We start from the raw sequence: 17,861 nt of genomic DNA on the forward strand, positions 1-17,861 counted from the left end.
GGAGGTCTTATGCCCCTTGCCTTCCATTCCTTGAGCCATGGAGAGGTGGCGTTCGGTTTTTTCAATATCGAGACGGACATGCTGCTCCTCGACGTGCACTTCTTCTTTGCCGACGACTTCTCGGCGGCCGTTTCCGAACTGGCGTCGTTCGAGGGGGACGGCCCGGCGAGGGTCAACCTCGATGCCTACACCCTTGACCGGGGCCGCATCGGAAACCTGATGGGAGCCATTCACGGCATTGAGTTCAGGGGGTTCATCGGCGAGGTGTACAGGCGGTTCCCTTTCCCCGCCGAAGAGGAGAAGTTCAGGCAGCAGCCGGAGGGTTTTGAGAACCGCGGCATCATCGAGGAGATGATAGCCCCCTACGCAGGGAGGCGCGCCATTCCCATCACCTGCGACGATCCCCATCTCACGGTGAACATCGGCGGCTATCTCTTTGACAGGCCCGGTTTTCAGGACCTCATCCTCTATGTCTGGCGCGGAGGCTATCCGCGCTGGCGCGACGGCCTGCGCCCCGCCTACGTGATGGAGATGATGCAGGCTGTCGAACGATCCCGGAACCCCCTCCTCCGTGGCTTAAAGCGCCCCTGATTCCCGTGAAATGACGGATGGATAAAGGGAATGACCAATAACCAAATTCCAATGACCAGACAAACAGACAATAACCAATAACCAAAAAAACAACACAGGCGGCCCGTTCTGCCCTTTTTCTTTGGTTACTGGAATTTGGTCAATTGGTTATTTCTGTTTCCTGATTATCTTTGGATCGATCTATCTATCTATTCTTTGTTCTTTACTCCTTCCCCCTCACCGCTTACACTATAGGCCTATGGAAGAAAAAAAGAGCAAGGAAGAGCGTTTCAACGAAGCCCGTATTCTCCACAAGTCGCTCGATGAAAAGCTTCAGATGCTTCAGGCGAAGCCCTACCTGACCGAGGATGAAGAGCTCGAGATGAAGCTTCTCAAGAAGAAGAAGCTCTACTTCAAGGACATGATGGAGAAAATCAGGAACGAGGAGTGACCTGTCCCGCGATGAGGGTCCTGAGTCTTGCCGGCCAGAGGGAGGGACTGGCGAGCCTGCGCCGGTTGGCCTTCAGGAGGGCCATCTGTTCGCCGGTGATCGTCATCTGTCCGTAAAGTTCCCTGTTAAAGGCCTCCGTGATGGATCCTATCTCGTCTGCCAGGGAAGGGAATGCCCCCGAAAGCCGTGAGGAGAACTCCCGGGTCGTTTCGCTTCCGCCCCGTCGTATGCCGCTTCGCTTTGACCATCCCGAGAGCGCCCGGTAGACGTCTGCCGCCGTCCTGTGTCGCCTGAGGAGCCTGCGGGCCCGTCCGGTGAGAAAGATGAGGAGGTCCCGGAACCGAGGGGTAGTGCGGAGGAGCCAGTTGCGTCTGCCGGTTCCCGTCTTTTTCTGCGTTCGGGAAAGAAGCCATCTGACCACGTAGAACGCTGCCATCGCGGCCACGACAAGCACGATGATACCGAGAGCCGTCCCGAAGAGCCAGGCCAGTATCGTGCCCACCATTTCCATCCACGGTTCGCTGTCAGCGGCGAAGAGGTGGCCGGTTCCGCTCGGCCCGGAGTTTCCCGGAGTTTCCCGGAGTTTCCCCTGCCGCGGCATGTACAGGAGCTTGATGAACCACAGGAAGATCCCGCCCACCGTTGCCGCGCCGTCCTTGAGGAGACCAAAGCCGCCTCCGGCAGCCCGGGCGAGAGGCTGCTGGAAAAAGACCACGAGCCCCATGGCGGAGAGAAAGACGGCGCAGATGAACCCCAGGACGACGCCGATCCTGCGCCCGCCCCTCACGAGGCCCGGCCTTCCCCTGCCACCTGTCCTTGTCATCCCTATCGCCACGAGGCCGAAAAAGAAAAAGACAAGGGCCAGCAGGCCTGTCATCGTGTCTCCGGTGAGTATGTTTCCCTTTGCTGCCAGGGCCAGTTTAATGAGGACGAGGACGAAGAAGGCCGCGAGACCGAGGTCGAAGCGGGAGCAGATCTTCTCGTGGGTTCGGGGTCTCACGGCGAAGAAGGCTCCGCTGAGCCACAGGGCCGTGCTCCAGAAGAGGGCGATGCCCAGCCCCAGCCACTCCATGGCGCCGTGGGATGCCCCGAAGAAGCCCGTGATCCACCGGCTGTTCAGAAGCGGGCCCGTCGTGCCGCTTATGACATAGAGAGTCCACAGCGCCGCCGCCATGATCCCCGCGCCCTGAAGAAGTCCGACGGTGATGATCCTCAAGCCCCTCCCTGCGCCGAGGAGAGTGAGCAAGGCGGCACCGGTGAAGATTGCCGCGGCATCTGAGGGGGCAGGAGCGTCACTTCCCAGCGATATCATGGAGAACGCCGCCCACGCGTACAGCCACGCAAAGTCGAGGACGGCGCCGCACAGGGCGAGAAGTGCCATTTCAGCTCCTCTCATTCTTCGTTTTCCCCCTTCTGCGCGAAGAGGTCCCGGGTTGAGCGGACCAAGCCGCGCCCCGACGGACGAGCGTCCGTGACTTCCGCGGAAGGCAGGGTCCAGGTATAGTGAATGACGGGCACCCGGCGCCTTCTGAAATACTCATCGACCGCACGGGTGGAACCGTCCATCCGGTGGGAGAAACACAGGCAGGTAACGCCGAAGGGCAGGGCGCTCATCGACCGCAACCCCTCGGTAAGGTCGCGCCCTTTCTCCATGCGGACACGCGCCAGGATCTCGAGGAGCGATCCCAGATGGCCGGCATCGCGCCTGAGAGACCTGAAAAAGGTTTTCTCTCCCTCGATCGCCGAGTCCGTGACGAGTCCCGTCGCCACACCTTCCCTGTCGAAGAGGGCCGCCATGGATGCTATACCCTCGAGACTCCTTTCAAAGGCGTCCGTTGCGCCGCAGAGGGCGAAATCCTCGACTGCCACGACAAAGAGGACCTTTTCCTGTTCCGTGGGCTCAAAGACCTTCTCCTGCAGGACGTGCCTGCGGGCGCTCGCTTTCCAGTGTATGAACCGCGCCGGCCGCCCGTGCTGATAGTCATGGGTCCCAAGGATATACACGGGATCGCGCACGGGACTCTGATCCCCGGGAATGCCGAAGAAATCCCTGCGGACGATCGAAAAGGCCTTAAGGGGAACGAGCCGGGGATAGACGATGATCTCCAGGGGGTCGTCCACCTCGCTTTCCTTCGGGAAGAATCCGAAGAGATCGCCGCAGGTGAGACCGATGGGTCCCGGACGGAAGAGCCCGCGGCGCGGGGCCGTCACGTCCCACCGGAAGTTTCCGGTGTCGCGCCACAGGCCGGACTCGCCTGCGACATGCGTTTCGCCATTGCCGGAGGCGAGGCAGAGGCCGTTGAGGGGGATGTCGGCGAGGACCCAGAGAGGGAGAAAGGTGGCGCTCCTGAGAGTGAGTGTGAGTTCGATCGGGTTTCCCGGAAAGACCCTTGTTTTGTCCGCGCCCGTCGCGCATTGCGTGCCCCTGTGGCCGAAGGCAGTCCACAGTTTCGCCCCCGTCGCGGCGCAAAGTATCAGGAGCGTGAGTATCGTAAGGTCCCTTTGTTTGTAGACAAGCGCCGTGACGAGAAGAAGTGCTCCCAGAACGAGCGCGGGAACGGTTATGAAGAGGCTCGAGGGCCGCCGGCTGATCGCTTCCATCAATCCGCTTCGGTGGGAACGCGCAGGGTCTCGAGTATCTCGCCGACAACCTGTTCCTGGGACCTTCCCTGGAGCCGGACCTCCTCGTGGAGTATGAGGCGATGGGCGAGGACGGGGAGGGCCAGTTCCTTGATATCGTCGGGAAGGACGTATTCCCGCTTCCTTAGTATGGCCATCGCCTGCCCCGCGCGCATGAGGCCGAGCGACCCCCGGGGGCTTGCCCCCAGGTTACAGGCGGGGTTGTCGCGCGTGGCACGGACCACATCGGTTATGTATTTCCTGACCGGCTCCGAAACGCGAATGCCTTTTCGGATCTCCTGCAGATGGGCAACCTCCCGGGGTGTCGCGACTGCGTCGAGCTCCCGCAGGGGGTCGTTCTCCTGGAAGCGTCTCAGGATGGCCACCTCTTCGTCCTGTCCCGGATAGCCGAGGCGCACGCGCAGGAGAAAACGGTCGAGCTGGGCCTCGGGCAGGGGGAACGTCCCTTCGAGGTCGATGGGGTTCTGGGTGGCCATGACAAAGAAGGGGTGGGGAAGAGGGTACGTCTTTCCGTCGACGGTTACCTGTCTCTCCTCCATGCTCTCGAGGAGGCTCGACTGCGTCCGGGGAATGGTGCGGTTTATCTCGTCCGCCAGGAGAACATGGGTCATGACAGGCCCGAACTGGAAGATGAACTCCCCCTTCTGCTGGTCGTAGACGTTAAAGCCTGTGATGTCCGACGGCAAAAGGTCAGGCGTGAACTGCACCCTCTTGAAGGTCGCGCCTATGCTCTTCGCCAGGGATTTCGCTATGAGCGTCTTGCCGACGCCGGGGATGTCCTCGAGAAGGACATGGCCGTCGGCGAGAAGCGCCACCATGAGCAGTTCGATGGACCTTTCCTTGCCGACGATGACGCGGGACATGTTGTCGATGATGGTTCTGCACAGATCGTAGGGCATAACAGGCTCTCCGGGACAGGGATTGTAGTATGGAGATGTTTCAAAACCGTGAAGAGTATAGCATAGGCGGAGCCGATTGTGGAAGGGGTGTGATCTTCACACGCATGAGCCTTTACATTTCCTATGACGCCTTCCTCTCCGGCGACCAGAGCGGGCAACTGGGGTCTGTGGGAATACGGTACAGGTGGTAGCGGGAGCTTCAAGGCGGGCGAGCCGTCACCCATAGGTCTGGCATGGATATTGCTTTTCAGAAGCGGGGAGCATGGATATGCTGGACAGGATACTTGTCAGGGAGATCATAAGCGTTTTGATGGGAAGTGCCTTCTATCTCGGCTTGACGGTGCCTGAGAGGCTTGACATGGTGAAGCATCTGCTCAACCTAATGTCCGGAAAAGACAGTTCCAGGTTCCAGGTTCCAGGTTCCAGGTTTTACGTCCCGGATAACGGGTCTCCAACGTCGGGAAAGCGCTGAATCCCTTCTTCAAAGTCCCATTTTCCTGCACAGGTGTTCCACTTTAGGAGACGGCACAATAAAGAAAGTTCAAGAGGTCAAGGGTTCAAGAGTTCATGGGAAGGACACTGAAAGGTTGAACCTTACTTCCGCGTGTTCACGAACCTGTCGATGGCCGCATTCACCTCGGCCGGTTTTTCCAGCATGACCATGTGGCCTGCGTCGGCGATGAGCTCAAAACGTGCTCCCGGTATGTTGGCGGCGAGATAGTGTGAGTATTTGGGGGGTGTGAAGCGATCGGCCGTGCCGCAGATGACGAGAGTGGGGACCGTCAGCGCATCGAGTCCTCCCATGAGGTCGAAAGCGTTGCAGGCGGTGAAGTCGTTGAAGATGGTCAGGGCATCGTTCTTCATGTAGTCCGTGAACACCTTGTCTTTGAGCGCGGAAGGAACCACGTCGGAGAACGCCGTATCCAGGATCGTCCGGGCCGTTGCCTCCTTGTCCCTGAGGATACCCTGCAGAATCTCGGGATGGACCTTGAGTCTTGCGCCGGTCCCGATGAGGATGAGCCCCCTTGCGAGAGGCGGTCGGGATACTGCAAGTTGCATCGCCACGGCGCCGCCCATGGAATGACCTGCGATGTATGCCGGGCTGCCGCCCATGGAATCAAGGGCGTTGCCGAGGGCCTCGGCGTAAGCGTCTATGGAATCCGACGATGAGCCGCCCGACCCGCCATGGCCCGGCAGATCGATGAGGATCACCTGGTTCGACCTTTCGAAATACACCTTCTGGGGAAGCCAGGATAACGCCGAGCCTCCCGCGCCATGGATAAAGACGATGGGGACACCACTGCCGTATGTCTCTATGTTCATGATCGCCTCCCGTGGCAGACAGTATAGAGGATTTGGTAAAGAAATTCCAGAGATGGACGGGAATTGCTTGCGCAGACGGAAAAACCGGGATATAGTGGAAATAAATGACATGAACTCCGATGAAGTCTCAGACTCGTTTGAAGGAGTGTTCCATGCAGAGGGGCGATCCAGGGCCGAAACCGCCGGCCCGGCGGGGAGAAAAGACAAAGATGCCCCGCGCGGGGGCATCCGCACGGACAAGCCGGGAGCGAAGACCACCCCGCTGTGCGGTTCCCCGTGAGACGGGAACGCCGAACGTGGACGCTTTCCCGGAGCTGTTCCGGGCCTTCATGGACAACGGCCCCGCCATAGCCTGGCTCAAGGACGACGAGGGGCGCCACGTCTACCTCAACCGTGCCCTGCGACAGAGGTTCTACGATGGTTCGAAGGACTGGTACGGCAAGACCGACTTTGAACTATGGCCTCCTGAAATGGCCGCAAGGTTTCGGGAGAGCGACGTTGCCGTTCTCGGCGCGGAGAGGACCGTGGACGTCGTCGAAGAGACTGCCAATCCCGATGGCAGCCGCTCCTGGTGGTGGAACTTCCGCTTTCCCTTCCGGGATTCCTCGGGCAGGCGATACGTGGGCGGGATGGGAATAGAGATATCGGAGCGCAAGCGGCTGGAGGCGGAGTTGACCAAGCTTGCCGCGGTGGTCCGGCACTCCAGCGAACTTGTGGGTCTCGCCACGCTCGACAGGCAGATCGTCTACGTCAACGAAACGGGCGCCAGAATGGTGGGATCGTCCCCGGAAAGGATGATCGGCATGGACGCTCTGGAAATCGTGCATCAGCCTTTCAGAGACAAGGTCCTTGATGAGGCGATACCGGCTCTTACGGAGAAGGGTTCCTGGGAGGGAGAATTGCAGTATCGCAATCTCACGACCGGCGAGATCATATACGTCTATGCCATGATCTTTCTCATCCACGACCCCGAAACCGGCGCGCCCCTGTATTTCGCCAACACCTCGCGGGATATCACCGACCGCAAGCGCGCCGAGGAGGCGCTGCTTAAGGCCCATGACGAACTCGAGGAGCGCGTCCTTGAGCGGACGGCACAACTTGAAAAGGCCTACCGGTCGCTCACGTGCGAGACCGAGGAGCGCCGGTCCCTTGAAGAGCGTCTCAGGCAATCTCAGAAGATGGAGGCCATCGGCACCCTCGCGGGAGGGATCGCCCATGACTTCAACAACATCCTTGCCGGGATCATCGGGTTCACGGAAATGGTCGAGGAAGACCTCCCCGAGGACAGCCATCTGCGGGAATACGTCAGAAGGATCCTCAGGGCTTCCCTCAGGGGACGGGACCTCATAAAACAGATCCTCACCTTTTCCCGGAAGGGCGACCACGTGAGGGTACCCATCCCCCTGTCTCCCGTCATCAACGAGACGTGCAATCTCCTCAGGGCATCTCTTCCCGCCACCGTCCAGATCGTTGTCGATGCGAGGTCCGTTGCGGATCAGATCAAGGCTTCCGCCATCGAACTGGAGCAGATCATCATGAACCTTGCCACCAATGCCGCGCGAGCGATGATGGAGAAGGGAGGGACTCTCCGTATCTCTTTGAATGAGGTCTATCTCACGGCTCCTCTCCCGCTCGGGGACCCTGGTATGAAGCCGGGCAGATACCTGGAACTCGTGGTGACGGATACGGGAGACGGCATGACCCCCGATGTGATGAAGCGCGTCTTCGAACCTTTCTTCACCACCCGCAAGACAGGTGAGGGCACGGGCATGGGCCTTGCCGTCGTGTACGGGATCGTCAAAAGCCTCGGTGGGACGATCACCGTCGAGAGCGAACCGCACGTGGGTTCCACCTTTCGTGTCCTTCTGCCGGAGGCCGGCCCGGGTCCGGAGTCGGAGGTCTCCGTTTCTCGCGGCGTTCCCGGCGGAACGGAGAGGGTGCTATTCGTGGACGACGAGGACCTCCTCGTCGAGCTGGGCCACGATCTTCTGGAGTCCCTCGGCTACCGGGTGACGGCGGTGACGGACAGCGCTCAGGCGTTGAGGATATTCTCGTCCGATCCCGCCTCTTTCGACCTCGTTATCACCGACCAGATCATGCCGGGGATCACCGGCCTCAATCTGGCAAAGCATTTCCTGGGTATACGGCAGGATATCCCCATCATCCTCTGCACGGGTCACAGCGCGACCGTATCGCAACAGATCGCGAAGGATGCGGGCATCAGGGCGTTCGTCATGAAACCCCTTTCGAAGGAGGACCTGGCGGGGGTGATCCGCGCCGTGCTCGATGTGGGGGCCGTGCAGTGACGGTCGGGATCCGTGATCCTGCGGGGTCCGCTGCCGTCGGGCTCGTTCCCGGATTTTCCTTGTAATTTCACCTTCTCGCGACTATTGTATTGATATTCCAGGCTGCGCGCCATGGCCGGGACGGAGGTCTTGATGAAGGTGAATTTCCTGGGAACGCGGGGGTCTCTGCCCGCGGCCGCGAACACGCTGGAGCTGAGACGGAAGATACTCGGGGCTTTGAAGAGCCTCAAGGGGGAACGTTTCGCGAGTGAAGACGATATCCGGGGGTTTGTGGAGAAAGTAGTTCCCTTCTCCCTGGCCGGTCACTACGGCACGAACACGCCCTGTGTTGAGATAACGGGTGAAAGGGGGCGCGTGATCTGCGACGCCGGAACGGGGATCAGGGACCTTTCCCGCAGGCTTGGCATCGCGCCGGGCACTGGCCCCGGGGGCAGGGTCTTTCACATTGTTCTGTCCCATCTCCACTGGGACCATATCCAGGGATTTCCCTTTTTTATGCCCCTTTACGTGGAGGGCAACAGGATCGTGGTCTACGGCGGCCATTCCGACATGGAGGCTGCCCTCGATTACCAGAGGCGACATGCCAATGTCCCCCTTCCCGTGAAGGCTGACATGAGCTTCAAGAGGCTTGAGCCCGGCGGGCAGTACGAGATCGCGGGTTTTCAGGTGGAGGTCATATCTCAGAACCATCCAGGCGATTCCTACGGCTACCGTTTCGAAGCCGGGGGCAAAAGCGTTGTTTATTCCACCGACAGCGAACACCTTGAAGAGGGGTCTGCCGATGAGCGCCGGTTCATGGAATTCTTCCGGGATGCGGACCTCGTCATCATCGATGCCCAGTATCCCCTCCTCGACGCCTTTTCCGTCAAGGAGAACTGGGGTCATTCGAACAACATCGTCGCCGTGGAACTGGGAGCGAAGGCGGGAGTCAGGCGCCTCGTCCTCTTTCACAACGAACCCACCGTCGACGACCTGGCCCTCGAAACCTTCCTCAACGACACGAGACGCTACCTCAAGATCTATGACCCCCAAAGCACCATGACCGCAGATCTGGCCTATGACGGGATGGAGATAGAAATTCAAAGACCGTGTTAAGTTTTAAGTTATTAAGTTTTAAGTTAAAGACTTTTTTTCTTTCACCTAAAACCTAAAACCTAAAACTTAACACCGTTTCTTTTATTCTTTCACCTAAAACCTAAAACCTAAAACTTAACACCGTTTCTAAAGATAATAATGTTTCGTCGGTTTCAGGTCCTGTGAGAATTCGTAGACGAGGGGTTTGCCGGTGGGTATCTCAAGGGCCGGGACATCCTCGTCGGGGATGTTGTCGAGGTGCTTGACGAGAGAACGCAGGCTGTTGCCGTGAGCCGATACGATGATCCTGGCACCCCGGGCGAGAACGGGGACTATGGTCCCTTCCCAGTAGGGTATCACACGCGTGGCGGTATCCTTCAGGCTTTCGGAGACGGGCAGCTCTTCCGGAGCGAGGGCGTCGTACCGGGGGTCGTTGCCGCAGAAACGTTTGTCCCGGCGCTCGAGGGGAGGAGGGGGCACATCGTAACTGCGCCGCCACAGTCGGACCTGCTCTTCTCCATACTCGACCGCTGTTTCGGCCTTGTTGAGGCCCTGCAGGGCACCGTAATGGCGTTCGTTCAGCCTCCAGGACTTGCGCTGCGGTATCCACATGCGGTCGAGTTCCTCGAGGACGATCCAGAGGGTCCGTATGGCCCTCTTCAGCACCGACGTGAAGGCCACGTCGAAGACGAAACCTGCCTCTCTCAGTGAACGTCCGGCCTGCCGCGCCTCTTCCACCCCCTTCTCGGAGAGGTCGATGTCCGTCCAGCCGGTGAACCTGTTCTCCAGGTTCCACTGACTTTCCCCGTGCCGCAATAGAACGATCCTGGTCATCTGTACAGCTCCTTTATCATTATTATAGTTGTTCCACCGCGAACCCTTCCTTCCTCAGAAGCTCGACGATGCCTGCGTCGCCCACGAGGTGTCCCGCGCCCACGATCACGAAGAGGATCCCGGGGGCTTTGAGGTGCTGAACGATCTTCCCCGCCATGTTCCTGTTCCTGTCGGTCATGATCTTGCGGTAGACCACTTTGAGCGTTTCGTCATCACCCACCGACCTTTCAAGCATCTCCGCGATCCGGTCACTCTCGCCCTTTCTCCAGGCGGCCATCAGGGTGTCGGCCTGCTGAATGAGGGTGTTGAGGTCTTGGAGGGCGTAGAGGAGAAAAGATTCCTGCTCCCCGTCGGGGAGCCCTGCGAGAAGATCGATCTGGTAGTCGATGCTCTCCAGTTCCACGATCCTTTTCTTTCCCGCCGCCCGTGTCAGGAAGTGCTTGTCGATGCCGTAGCGTGGATCGTAACCGGTCCCTGCGAGTTCTATTGATGACATGGTTATCGCAAGGAACCATGGTCTCTGCCGGTTGAGGGCAGGCAGGGGAAAGCCGAGCCGGGCGGCCTCGGCGGTGATGTAGGCGTACGTATCCCGTGATACGTGGTTGGCTATGGAGTCGTTTTCCCCGTAGAACCCCCGGTCACGGAGCCTTGCCAGGGTTTCTTCACCGATGTCGTTGATGTTTGCCTCCACGGCCACGGTATCGGACCGCGCGAAGGCGTCCTCGATCACCGGGCTCAAGGGATAGGCCTCTTTTTTCATGAGATGGACGGAGCCGAGCAGGTACACCGTGGCCGTTGGCGTTCGTACCTGCCAGAGGAAATGCTTCTCGCCTTCCGCCCGCGCGGGGGCCGGCATGGCGGCGGTGAAGAAAAGAAGGATGAGAATGGCGGGCAGTGACAGGCGGATCGTCTTCTTCATGGTGTCCTCATTCAAGACTGGGATGCCCGACCATTATAGCAGAAACGGGGCAACCTTACAAAGGATGCACGGAAGTCCGGCGTTATCTCGACCCTGTGTCCCCCGTCCTTTCCAGCTCTCTCAAGTGCTCGATGCGTTTCTTCGTTTCGGGATGGGTGGAGAAGACACCCAGCTTGAGCGCTCCGGGCTGGCTCATGTCGAGCTTCTCCAGCATCTTCCGGAAAGGGGCGGTCCCCCTGCCCCCCGCGATGAGAAAGGAGGCGGCCGCCTGGTCGGCCTCCCTCTCGAACTCCCGCGAGTAGCCGCTTTCGATGAGCAGGGTGGGGAGGAAGGCGGCAAAGCTGGTTATCGATGTCATATCTCCCGCAAGGAGTGTGACGAGAAAGAACACGCCCGTGCTCTGCAGGATGTTCCTGAGGGCATGACGATGTTTCACGTGGGCTATCTCGTGGGCGAAGATGGCGGCGAGCTCGTCGTCGCTTTCGGAGAGGGAAACGAGTTCGTCTGTGACGACTATGGTTCCGGAAGGGAGAGCGAAGGCGTTGGCGCCGATCTTCTTCCCGGTCCGGAATGTGAGTGTATAGTCGGACGTTCCCTCCGGGTCAACGCTCCGGGCGACGCCCCCGAAGAGGTCTTGGATCTCACCCCGCCGCTCTGCGGTCAATCCGCTCGGTCCCAGAAAACGCGCGTCGAGGATCTTGAGCGTACTTGTGCTGGCGGAGGCCGTGACCTGCGGGGGGAGGATCCGGGCGACGCGGCTCGCCGCGTGGGGGATGGCGTACCAGACGAGCGCGAAGAGGGCAAGAGCAAGGCACACCATGCAGGCCGCCACAGTCTTCCAGCGGGATTCGAGGGTATGGACGAGGCTTGAGGAGCGCCCCAGGCCGAGGCTCCTCTCCAGGACCCTCGCCGCGTCGTGGTTATCCGTCTGGAGCAGGGCGCCGCCGGGCAACCGGATGGACCGCTTCGTCCGGCCGATGGCAGGGTCGATGGAACAGTCGATGATCGACATCCGCATCGCGATGCCTTCTGTCTCGTTGCCGAAGGTGAGGGTCACTCCGTCGAAATCGACGGTCACGGGTACGGCCCGGGATGTTGCTCCATCGAAGAAATGAGCGTCGAAGCGCGTCATAGACCTATCTCTATGCCGACGAAATCCGTAGCGGCATCGCCGACGGCGGTTGTCTCCGAGGCTTCGCGGGCGGCGAAACCGTTGAGTCCGTGCGCGGTGACCACGGCGAGGTTCTCGAGAATGTACCGGGTGCGGCGTATCTTTGCCCAGGGAATCAGAAGCCCCAGCGAGCAGAATATGGCCGCCATGTTGGTGATCCGTATGAAAAGGAGCCTGCGTGCCGCAAGGGTGCTCACGAACCGGATCTCTCCCAGCCGCGTCTTTTCCCAGCAGTGGTTCATCGTTATGGAGTAAACGAGCGCCTGGAGGGTATAAAGGATCGTGGCTCCGAGGAGGTACGTGAAAAACAGGGAATAAATGATCTTGAGGGGTCCCCACTCTGCCGAGGAACCCGTGGCAAGCCGGTGGGCGCCGAAGGCAGCGATGGAGGAGAACGCGATGAAGACCGCGACGCCCAGGACCGCGGCCAGGAGGTAGGCCTTGTAGAAGGGTCCTTTGCGTCCATCGAAGGAGCTTTCCGTCGTGCCGTATGCCAGGTTGCCCAAGAAGAACCTCTTCTTGTAGAACTGCCAGGCCGGGAAGAAGATGAATAGGGTGAAGGGGACGATGCCGGCAAAGAGAAGGTAGGTCTCGTAGCTCTCCCGGAGCCTGCCCTGAAAGTTAAAACGGATATTCCTGTACGACGTGTTGTAAGCGTTGAAACGCAGGGACTTGCAGACAAGGAAGGGAAAGACGAACGTGAAGACAACGAACAGGACGCCGGCGAAGGCGGGTTCGAACCGCTCCATGGCGATGTAGGCGGTGAAGAGCGCCGCGATGATCACGTTCCCCCGCAGGATCGCCGCGGGTTTGCCGTGGAAAGTGAAGGGATGGCCGGCGAGGTCGATATTGGCCCAGATGTACCGACGGGTGCGGACCTTGGCCCAGGCGGCGTACACCCCCAGAGTGATGACGGTGAGGAAGAGGTTCACGATCCAGATCCTGAAATACTCACCCGCCGTTCCCCTGAACCGGAACGTGTACCGCGCAGTCTCCGGCGTCCCGCCGGTCAGCTCTCCCGTTTCCATCCTTTCCTTTAGACTCTTGGACCCTTGAACGCTTGAGACCTTGAACCTTCCTGCCCTGTCCGGTTCCTCAGGTACCTGTACGTTCTCTTCTTGAGAAGGGTGGTCGTGTATTCTTCCACCACGACCCGACCGGAGGGCGCCGGTGCCTGTCTCTCGGGGATGAAGATCACGGCCTCCTCACCGTTGTCGACGCGCACCCTGAACATGGCCGACGACGACTGCCCCCCGGCGGTCGTCTCCTTTCCGACGATGCTCGCTTCCATTGTTTTGCCCGTTGGTTTCGCGGGATCGAGGGCCGCGGCGTAGATACCGACAAGGACGATCACGATGATGGGCGCCCAGAGGAAAAGGAACCTCCTGAGCCGCGTCCTTTCGGCGTCGGTGTCAGCAGCCTTTCCCTTGTGACGAGCCGTTCCTGTACCCTTCTTTGCCATAGCTTTCAAAACTTAGCAGAAGCAGGAAAGGTTGTAAAGGTCTTCCGTGGTTTCATAAGCCGGGACTGTCTTTGCGGGCGGTTTTCTGGTAGAATTGGGCACTATGCGTGGTGTGTTCGATCTTAACTGCGATGTGGGTGAGTCCTTCGGGGCGTGGGTGATGGGGAATGACGCGGAGGTGATGCGCCATGTGACGTCCGCGAACATCGCCTGTGGTGTTCATGCCTCGGATCCGGGAGTGATGAGGAGAACCGCGTGGCTCTGCAAGCAATACGGTGTCATGGCCGGAGCGCACCCCGGTTACCCTGACCTCCAGGGATTCGGGAGGCGCCGCATGGATATGGAGCGCGGCGAGATCATCGACTGGGTGATCTACCAGGTGGGAGCGCTGAGAGGCTTCACATCCCTTGCGGGGATACCCCTCCGGCATGTGAAGCTTCACGGCGCATTATACAATCGTGTGTCACAGGAGGAAGAGCTCCTTCTCGACATCGCGGGCGCGGTTCGCGGGGCCTTCGGTGATGTCGTCTTCGTGACGCTTGCCTCCCCGGCTTCGGGAGAACTGAAGCAACGCTTCCGGTCTTCGGGTGTTCGTGTCGCCCTCGAGGCGTTTCCCGACCGGGCATATACCGAAGAGGGGGCGCTCGTCGCGCGCGGCCATGAGGGAGCGGTGATAAAGGATGCCAGGATCATTGCCAGTCGGGCGATAGGGATGGTGAGGGAAGGGTGCATAGAAAGCGTGAACGGGCGGCGGATAGCCTGCGAGATCGACACGCTCTGTATTCATGGCGACAACAAAGAGAGTGCCCTCGCCGCGCCGCTCATCCGGGAATATGCCGCCCGGGAGGGGATAGCGGTCAGGCCCCTCGTCTCTTTCGTGTGATCTCATGGATATCGAACGCTTCGGTGAACAGGGTATCAGGGTCATCTTCGGGCAGGCGATCGACGACGCGACCCATGAATCGGTGCGCCGTTTCTTCCTTTACACGAGCTCTCTCGGCATCCCCGGCATTACCGAGATCATCCCCTCCTTCAGGTCCTGTCTTATCCACTTCGACAGGGATCGCGCCCGCTTCGAAGACCTCACGGAAATGCTTAAGGCAATGGAGGACGATTGGCGAAGGATGCCTCTTCCCGATGTGCAGCGGGTCGAGATTCCCGTCATGTACGGAGGTGACTACGGGCCGGACATGGATTTCGTCTGCTCCTATTCGGGGCTTTCCCCCGATGAGGTCGTGGAGATCCACTCACGGGCCACCTACCGTGTCCATGCCCTGGGTTTCATGCCCGGATTTCCCTATCTCGGTCCGCTCGACAGGAGGATCTATGTGCCGCGGCAGGAGACACCCGTCCTCAAGGTTCCCCAGGGTTCGGTGGGCATCGCCCAGCTTCAGACCGGGATCTATCCCTTCGAGTCGCCGGCGGGCTGGCGGATCATCGGCAGGACCATGGTCAGGCTCTTCGATCATCTGAATCCGCCTTTCAGTCTTCTCAATTTTGGTGATATCGTGAGGTTCGTGCGGGTATGATAGAGGTTCTCAGTCCGGGTTTTCTGTCCATCGTTGTGGACCGCGGCAGGCAGGGCTACGGACACATAGGTGTCCCGTCTTCCCGGGAGCTCGATCGCCATGCCTCGGCGATTGCGCGCTATCTCGTCGGCATACCCGAGGATGCACCCCTCATCGAGGTCATGGGAAACGACCTCAGGTTGCGTATCCTGGAAGAGATGACCTTTGCCATCACGGGAGCGAAGGTCAAGGCCGCTTTCGAAGGTGAGCCCCTGCGTCCCTGGTCGGCCGTTCACGCGAAGAAGGGCGGTGTCCTGCGGGTCGCGGAGGTTCTGGAGGGGTTGCGGTATTACGTGGCGTTCTCGGGCGTCATCGATGTGGAACCCGTGATGGGCAGCTCAACGACAAATCTCGAATGTACCTTCGGCGGTTTTCACGGCAGGCCCCTCATGAAGGGAGACAGGCTGACATTGCGGGACATCCGTGAACCCGCCGGGCTCCTGACCGTTCCCGAAACAATGATACCCTCCACGCGGGAGCCCCACCTGATCAGGGTCATCACCGGCCCCGAGGCCGACCGTTTCGCGCCCGGGTCGGTCAGATTCCTGGCGAAGCGGAAGGAAACGGTTCTTTTCAAGGCCACCTCGAGGCTCAACCGGACGGGTATTCGCCTTGAAGGGGACCCGCTCATCTTCCGGGACGACGCGGAGCAGAGCATCATATCCGAGGGCCTCCTGCCGGGAACCATCCAGGTCCCGCCCGATGGGCACCCCATCATCACCCTCGCGGAGCGGACCGTCGGAGGCTACGCCCGGCTGGCAACGGTGGCGGACGCGGACATGGACGCGCTGGCCCAGATAAGACCAGGGGACAGGGTCGTCCTGAGCTCCATCGATATCGCCGAGGCCGAGCGCCTCTGGAGGGCGGGAAGGGACGCGCGTTCTTTTTACTGCAAGAAACAGTAAAGAGGACAGGTAATAGGTCATAGGTTATAGGTGATAGGAAGATTTCCCCATTACCCATGGCCTATGACCCATTACCTGTCTTCTTCTTAACCTTTCTTCACATCTTTCGATAAAAGTGCAAGGGAGAACAAAAAAAAGGAGGGTTGTATTGTGAAAGAATTCATGCGCAATTTGAGCATTACACAAAAGATGCTTGTTTCACCTGTCGTGGCAGCGACCCTGATCGCTGCCTCAGGCATTGCCTTCTATCTCTTCTTTCCCGGTTCAGTGAATCCTGTCATTTTCGCCGTCATGGCCGCCGCGGTGGTTGTCGTCCTGGCATCGGCATACGTCATGACCCGGCTTGTGCGGGGGCCTTTCCGTGAGATCTCGGAGTCCTTCGAGGGCCTCTCGAAAGGCGACCTCACCAGGAGACTCGAAGAGGCGTCGAGCGGCGAGTTCGGTGTTATGGGAAGAAACTTCAACAGCTTCGTTGAGCGCTTCAGCGATGCTCTCTCCGGGGTCGCGGACAGGAGCAGCCAGATATCCTTCGCCGTCAATACCCTCGACGCGACAGCGAGCCAGATGGCGCGGGGGGCTGACGTCGTCCTGACGGAGATCACATCCGTCGCGACGGCCAGCGAGGAGATGTCGGCAACGGCAACGGAGATAACGAACAACTGCATTTCAGCGGCAAAAAGCTCCGAGATAGCAAACAATTCAGCCGTGACGGGGGAGAACATCATACAGGAGATCATCCGGAGCATGGGCCGCATCGACGAGCGCGTCAAGGAGTCGGCCCTTATCATCCATAAGCTGGGAGAACGTTCCGACCAGATCGGCGAGATCGCCGGGATCATCAACGACATCGCGGAACAGACGAACCTTCTCGCTCTCAATGCCGCCATCGAGGCGGCCCGGGCCGGTGAGCACGGCCGGGGGTTCGCCGTTGTCGCCGACGAGGTCCGCAAGCTGGCGGAAAGAACGACAGCCGCGACAAAGCAGATCGGAGACACGATACAGACGATGCAGAACGAGATGAAGAACGCCGTCGTTTCCATGGAGGGCGGGGTAAAAGAGGTCGAGATAGGCAACAACGAAACGGCGAAATCGGGCAGTGCCCTCAAAGAGATCCTGAACCAGATCAACGCCCTGGCATCGCAGATAAACCAGATAGCGGTCGCGTCGGAAGAACAGAGCGCGACAACGAACGAGATCAACAACAACATCCAGAAGATATCGAAGATCATGGACACGGCGGCAAAGAACATTGCCGAGAATGCCGACGCCTCATCGAACCTGTCCAATCTGTCGGTGGAACTCAACAAGCTTGCCAATCAGTTCAAGCTGCAGAGCCGCGATCAGTCCCGGGAAAGCACCGCCAGCAAGGAAGAGGCCGTGCTCTTTGTCGAGAAGGCGGCCGAGTATCTCAAGAACGCGAACGACAGAAAGAAGGCCTACCAGGAGATGAGCGATCCACACGGCCGGTTCGTGAAGGGCGACCTGTACATCTTCGTGAACACCATCGAGGGTATCACTGAGGCCCACGGGCAGAATCCCAAGCTCGTCGGCAAGGAGATGCACGAACTGAAGGACGCCGATGGCAAGTTCTTCATAAAGGAGATCAGCGAAGTCGCAAAGACGAAAGGCAAGGGCTGGGTGGACTACAAGTGGATAAACCCCGTGACCGGCAAGATCCTGGAAAAGACCACCTACTGCCAGCGAGTAGGCGACGTCTACATCGGCTGCGGAATCTACAA

19 protein-coding genes are annotated in these 17,861 nt (G+C 59.5%); 10 read left to right on the forward strand and 9 right to left on the reverse strand.

Translation table 11 applies throughout. The features are described from left to right. Nucleotides 1–591: hypothetical protein (locus tag GXX82_13705; protein NLT24092.1), on the forward strand; the 591-nt coding region annotated here is incomplete at its 5' end. A gap of 238 nt (nucleotides 592–829) precedes the next feature. Further along, complete coding sequence (locus tag GXX82_13710) at nucleotides 830–1,021, forward strand: DUF465 domain-containing protein (protein NLT24093.1); 192 nt, start codon at nucleotides 830–832, stop codon at nucleotides 1,019–1,021. Here the strand turns inward: GXX82_13710 and GXX82_13715 are convergent. From GXX82_13715 to GXX82_13725, 3 genes are read right to left on the reverse strand one after another with little or no spacing between them, the layout of a single operon-like run. Next, nucleotides 1,005–2,417, reverse strand: a complete 1,413-nt coding sequence (locus GXX82_13715) for a DUF4129 domain-containing protein (GenBank protein NLT24094.1) — start codon at nucleotides 2,415–2,417, stop codon at nucleotides 1,005–1,007. The two genes, GXX82_13710 and GXX82_13715, sit on opposite strands and share 17 nt — an antisense overlap. After that, the gene (locus GXX82_13720) at nucleotides 2,414–3,622 is read right to left on the reverse strand and encodes a DUF58 domain-containing protein (protein ID NLT24095.1); all 1,209 of its coding nucleotides are present in this window, start codon (nucleotides 3,620–3,622) and stop codon (nucleotides 2,414–2,416) included. Before GXX82_13720 ends, GXX82_13715 begins: the two co-directional genes overlap by 4 nt. Then, complete coding sequence (locus GXX82_13725; GenBank protein ID NLT24096.1) at nucleotides 3,622–4,560, reverse strand: MoxR family ATPase; 939 nt, start codon at nucleotides 4,558–4,560, stop codon at nucleotides 3,622–3,624. The genes GXX82_13720 and GXX82_13725 overlap by 1 nt, the downstream gene beginning before the upstream one ends. A 29-nt stretch (nucleotides 4,561–4,589) precedes the next feature. Between GXX82_13725 and GXX82_13730 the strand changes: the two genes are divergently transcribed. Together GXX82_13730 and GXX82_13735 are read left to right on the forward strand one after the other, a co-directional pair. Beyond that, the gene (locus tag GXX82_13730; protein NLT24097.1) at nucleotides 4,590–4,751 is read left to right on the forward strand and encodes a hypothetical protein; all 162 of its coding nucleotides are present in this window, start codon (nucleotides 4,590–4,592) and stop codon (nucleotides 4,749–4,751) included. 71 nt (nucleotides 4,752–4,822) lie between these two features. Further along, on the forward strand, nucleotides 4,823–5,032 hold the full coding sequence (locus tag GXX82_13735) for a hypothetical protein (protein NLT24098.1): 210 nt from the start codon (nucleotides 4,823–4,825) through the stop codon (nucleotides 5,030–5,032). Between the two features lie 122 nt (nucleotides 5,033–5,154). On the opposite strand, the gene GXX82_13740 is transcribed toward GXX82_13735, so the two are convergent. Then, nucleotides 5,155–5,883: an alpha/beta hydrolase gene (locus GXX82_13740; protein NLT24099.1), complete on the reverse strand. Its 729-nt coding sequence runs from the start codon at nucleotides 5,881–5,883 to the stop codon at nucleotides 5,155–5,157. A gap of 152 nt (nucleotides 5,884–6,035) precedes the next feature. Here GXX82_13740 and GXX82_13745 point away from each other — a divergent pair, with 152 nt between their 5' ends. Further along, nucleotides 6,036–8,189 carry a PAS domain-containing protein gene (locus GXX82_13745; GenBank protein ID NLT24100.1) on the forward strand — a complete coding sequence of 718 codons (2,154 nt, stop codon included), beginning with the start codon at nucleotides 6,036–6,038 and terminating at the stop codon, nucleotides 8,187–8,189. Nucleotides 8,190–8,321: 132 nt separating this feature from the next. Continuing rightward, a complete protein-coding gene (locus GXX82_13750; protein ID NLT24101.1) occupies nucleotides 8,322–9,284 on the forward strand; it encodes an MBL fold metallo-hydrolase in 963 nt (320 codons plus the stop codon). A 126-nt stretch (nucleotides 9,285–9,410) separates the two neighbouring features. Here GXX82_13750 and gpmA read toward each other — a convergent pair whose 3' ends face one another. From gpmA to GXX82_13775, 5 genes are all read right to left on the reverse strand, one after another. Next, nucleotides 9,411–10,097 (reverse strand): 2,3-diphosphoglycerate-dependent phosphoglycerate mutase, encoded by a 687-nt coding sequence (gene gpmA, locus GXX82_13755; protein NLT24102.1) that lies wholly within the window; start codon nucleotides 10,095–10,097, stop codon nucleotides 9,411–9,413. 22 nt (nucleotides 10,098–10,119) lie between these two features. After that, nucleotides 10,120–11,016 (reverse strand): TraB/GumN family protein, encoded by an 897-nt coding sequence (locus tag GXX82_13760; protein NLT24103.1) that lies wholly within the window; start codon nucleotides 11,014–11,016, stop codon nucleotides 10,120–10,122. Between the two features lie 82 nt (nucleotides 11,017–11,098). After that, complete coding sequence (locus tag GXX82_13765; GenBank protein NLT24104.1) at nucleotides 11,099–12,148, reverse strand: M48 family metallopeptidase; 1,050 nt, start codon at nucleotides 12,146–12,148, stop codon at nucleotides 11,099–11,101. Then, nucleotides 12,145–13,215, reverse strand: coding sequence for a DUF898 domain-containing protein (locus GXX82_13770; GenBank protein ID NLT24105.1), 1,071 nt, complete (start codon nucleotides 13,213–13,215; stop codon nucleotides 12,145–12,147). The genes GXX82_13765 and GXX82_13770 overlap by 4 nt, the downstream gene beginning before the upstream one ends. A gap of 8 nt (nucleotides 13,216–13,223) precedes the next feature. Then, nucleotides 13,224–13,649 (reverse strand): hypothetical protein, encoded by a 426-nt coding sequence (locus tag GXX82_13775; protein ID NLT24106.1) that lies wholly within the window; start codon nucleotides 13,647–13,649, stop codon nucleotides 13,224–13,226. Between the two features lie 103 nt (nucleotides 13,650–13,752). Between GXX82_13775 and GXX82_13780 the strand changes: the two genes are divergently transcribed. The 4 genes from GXX82_13780 to GXX82_13795 all read left to right on the forward strand — a co-directional run. Next, nucleotides 13,753–14,532 carry a LamB/YcsF family protein gene (locus tag GXX82_13780; protein NLT24107.1) on the forward strand — a complete coding sequence of 260 codons (780 nt, stop codon included), beginning with the start codon at nucleotides 13,753–13,755 and terminating at the stop codon, nucleotides 14,530–14,532. Between the two features lie 4 nt (nucleotides 14,533–14,536). Further along, the gene (gene pxpB / locus GXX82_13785; GenBank protein ID NLT24108.1) at nucleotides 14,537–15,178 is read left to right on the forward strand and encodes a 5-oxoprolinase subunit PxpB; all 642 of its coding nucleotides are present in this window, start codon (nucleotides 14,537–14,539) and stop codon (nucleotides 15,176–15,178) included. Next, nucleotides 15,175–16,122: a biotin-dependent carboxyltransferase gene (locus GXX82_13790; protein NLT24109.1), complete on the forward strand. Its 948-nt coding sequence runs from the start codon at nucleotides 15,175–15,177 to the stop codon at nucleotides 16,120–16,122. Before pxpB ends, GXX82_13790 begins: the two co-directional genes overlap by 4 nt. A 150-nt stretch (nucleotides 16,123–16,272) precedes the next feature. Then, nucleotides 16,273–17,861, forward strand: a 1,589-nt coding sequence (locus tag GXX82_13795; protein NLT24110.1) for a HAMP domain-containing protein, incomplete at its 3' end; no start/stop codon positions are given.

Origin of the sequence: Syntrophorhabdus sp., from assembly GCA_012719415.1 — a bacterium.
Lineage (GTDB): Bacteria > Desulfobacterota > Syntrophorhabdia > Syntrophorhabdales > Syntrophorhabdaceae > Delta-02.

What these genes read in the sequence shown, in the direction of transcription:
- GXX82_13710 (NLT24093.1), top strand. Translation starts at nt 830, where the DNA reads ATGGAAGAAAAAAAGAGCAAGGAAGAGCGTTTCAACGAAGCCCGTATT.
- GXX82_13715 (NLT24094.1), bottom strand. Translation starts at nt 2,417, where the DNA reads ATGAGAGGAGCTGAAATGGCACTTCTCGCCCTGTGCGGCGCCGTCCTC.
- GXX82_13720 (NLT24095.1), bottom strand. Translation starts at nt 3,622, where the DNA reads ATGGAAGCGATCAGCCGGCGGCCCTCGAGCCTCTTCATAACCGTTCCC.
- GXX82_13725 (NLT24096.1), bottom strand. Translation starts at nt 4,560, where the DNA reads ATGCCCTACGATCTGTGCAGAACCATCATCGACAACATGTCCCGCGTC.
- GXX82_13730 (NLT24097.1), top strand. Translation starts at nt 4,590, where the DNA reads ATGGAGATGTTTCAAAACCGTGAAGAGTATAGCATAGGCGGAGCCGAT.
- GXX82_13735 (NLT24098.1), top strand. Translation starts at nt 4,823, where the DNA reads ATGGATATGCTGGACAGGATACTTGTCAGGGAGATCATAAGCGTTTTG.
- GXX82_13740 (NLT24099.1), bottom strand. Translation starts at nt 5,883, where the DNA reads ATGAACATAGAGACATACGGCAGTGGTGTCCCCATCGTCTTTATCCAT.
- GXX82_13745 (NLT24100.1), top strand. Translation starts at nt 6,036, where the DNA reads ATGCAGAGGGGCGATCCAGGGCCGAAACCGCCGGCCCGGCGGGGAGAA.
- GXX82_13750 (NLT24101.1), top strand. Translation starts at nt 8,322, where the DNA reads ATGAAGGTGAATTTCCTGGGAACGCGGGGGTCTCTGCCCGCGGCCGCG.
- gpmA (NLT24102.1), bottom strand. Translation starts at nt 10,097, where the DNA reads ATGACCAGGATCGTTCTATTGCGGCACGGGGAAAGTCAGTGGAACCTG.
- GXX82_13760 (NLT24103.1), bottom strand. Translation starts at nt 11,016, where the DNA reads ATGAAGAAGACGATCCGCCTGTCACTGCCCGCCATTCTCATCCTTCTT.
- GXX82_13765 (NLT24104.1), bottom strand. Translation starts at nt 12,148, where the DNA reads ATGACGCGCTTCGACGCTCATTTCTTCGATGGAGCAACATCCCGGGCC.
- GXX82_13770 (NLT24105.1), bottom strand. Translation starts at nt 13,215, where the DNA reads ATGGAAACGGGAGAGCTGACCGGCGGGACGCCGGAGACTGCGCGGTAC.
- GXX82_13775 (NLT24106.1), bottom strand. Translation starts at nt 13,649, where the DNA reads ATGGCAAAGAAGGGTACAGGAACGGCTCGTCACAAGGGAAAGGCTGCT.
- GXX82_13780 (NLT24107.1), top strand. Translation starts at nt 13,753, where the DNA reads ATGCGTGGTGTGTTCGATCTTAACTGCGATGTGGGTGAGTCCTTCGGG.
- pxpB (NLT24108.1), top strand. Translation starts at nt 14,537, where the DNA reads ATGGATATCGAACGCTTCGGTGAACAGGGTATCAGGGTCATCTTCGGG.
- GXX82_13790 (NLT24109.1), top strand. Translation starts at nt 15,175, where the DNA reads ATGATAGAGGTTCTCAGTCCGGGTTTTCTGTCCATCGTTGTGGACCGC.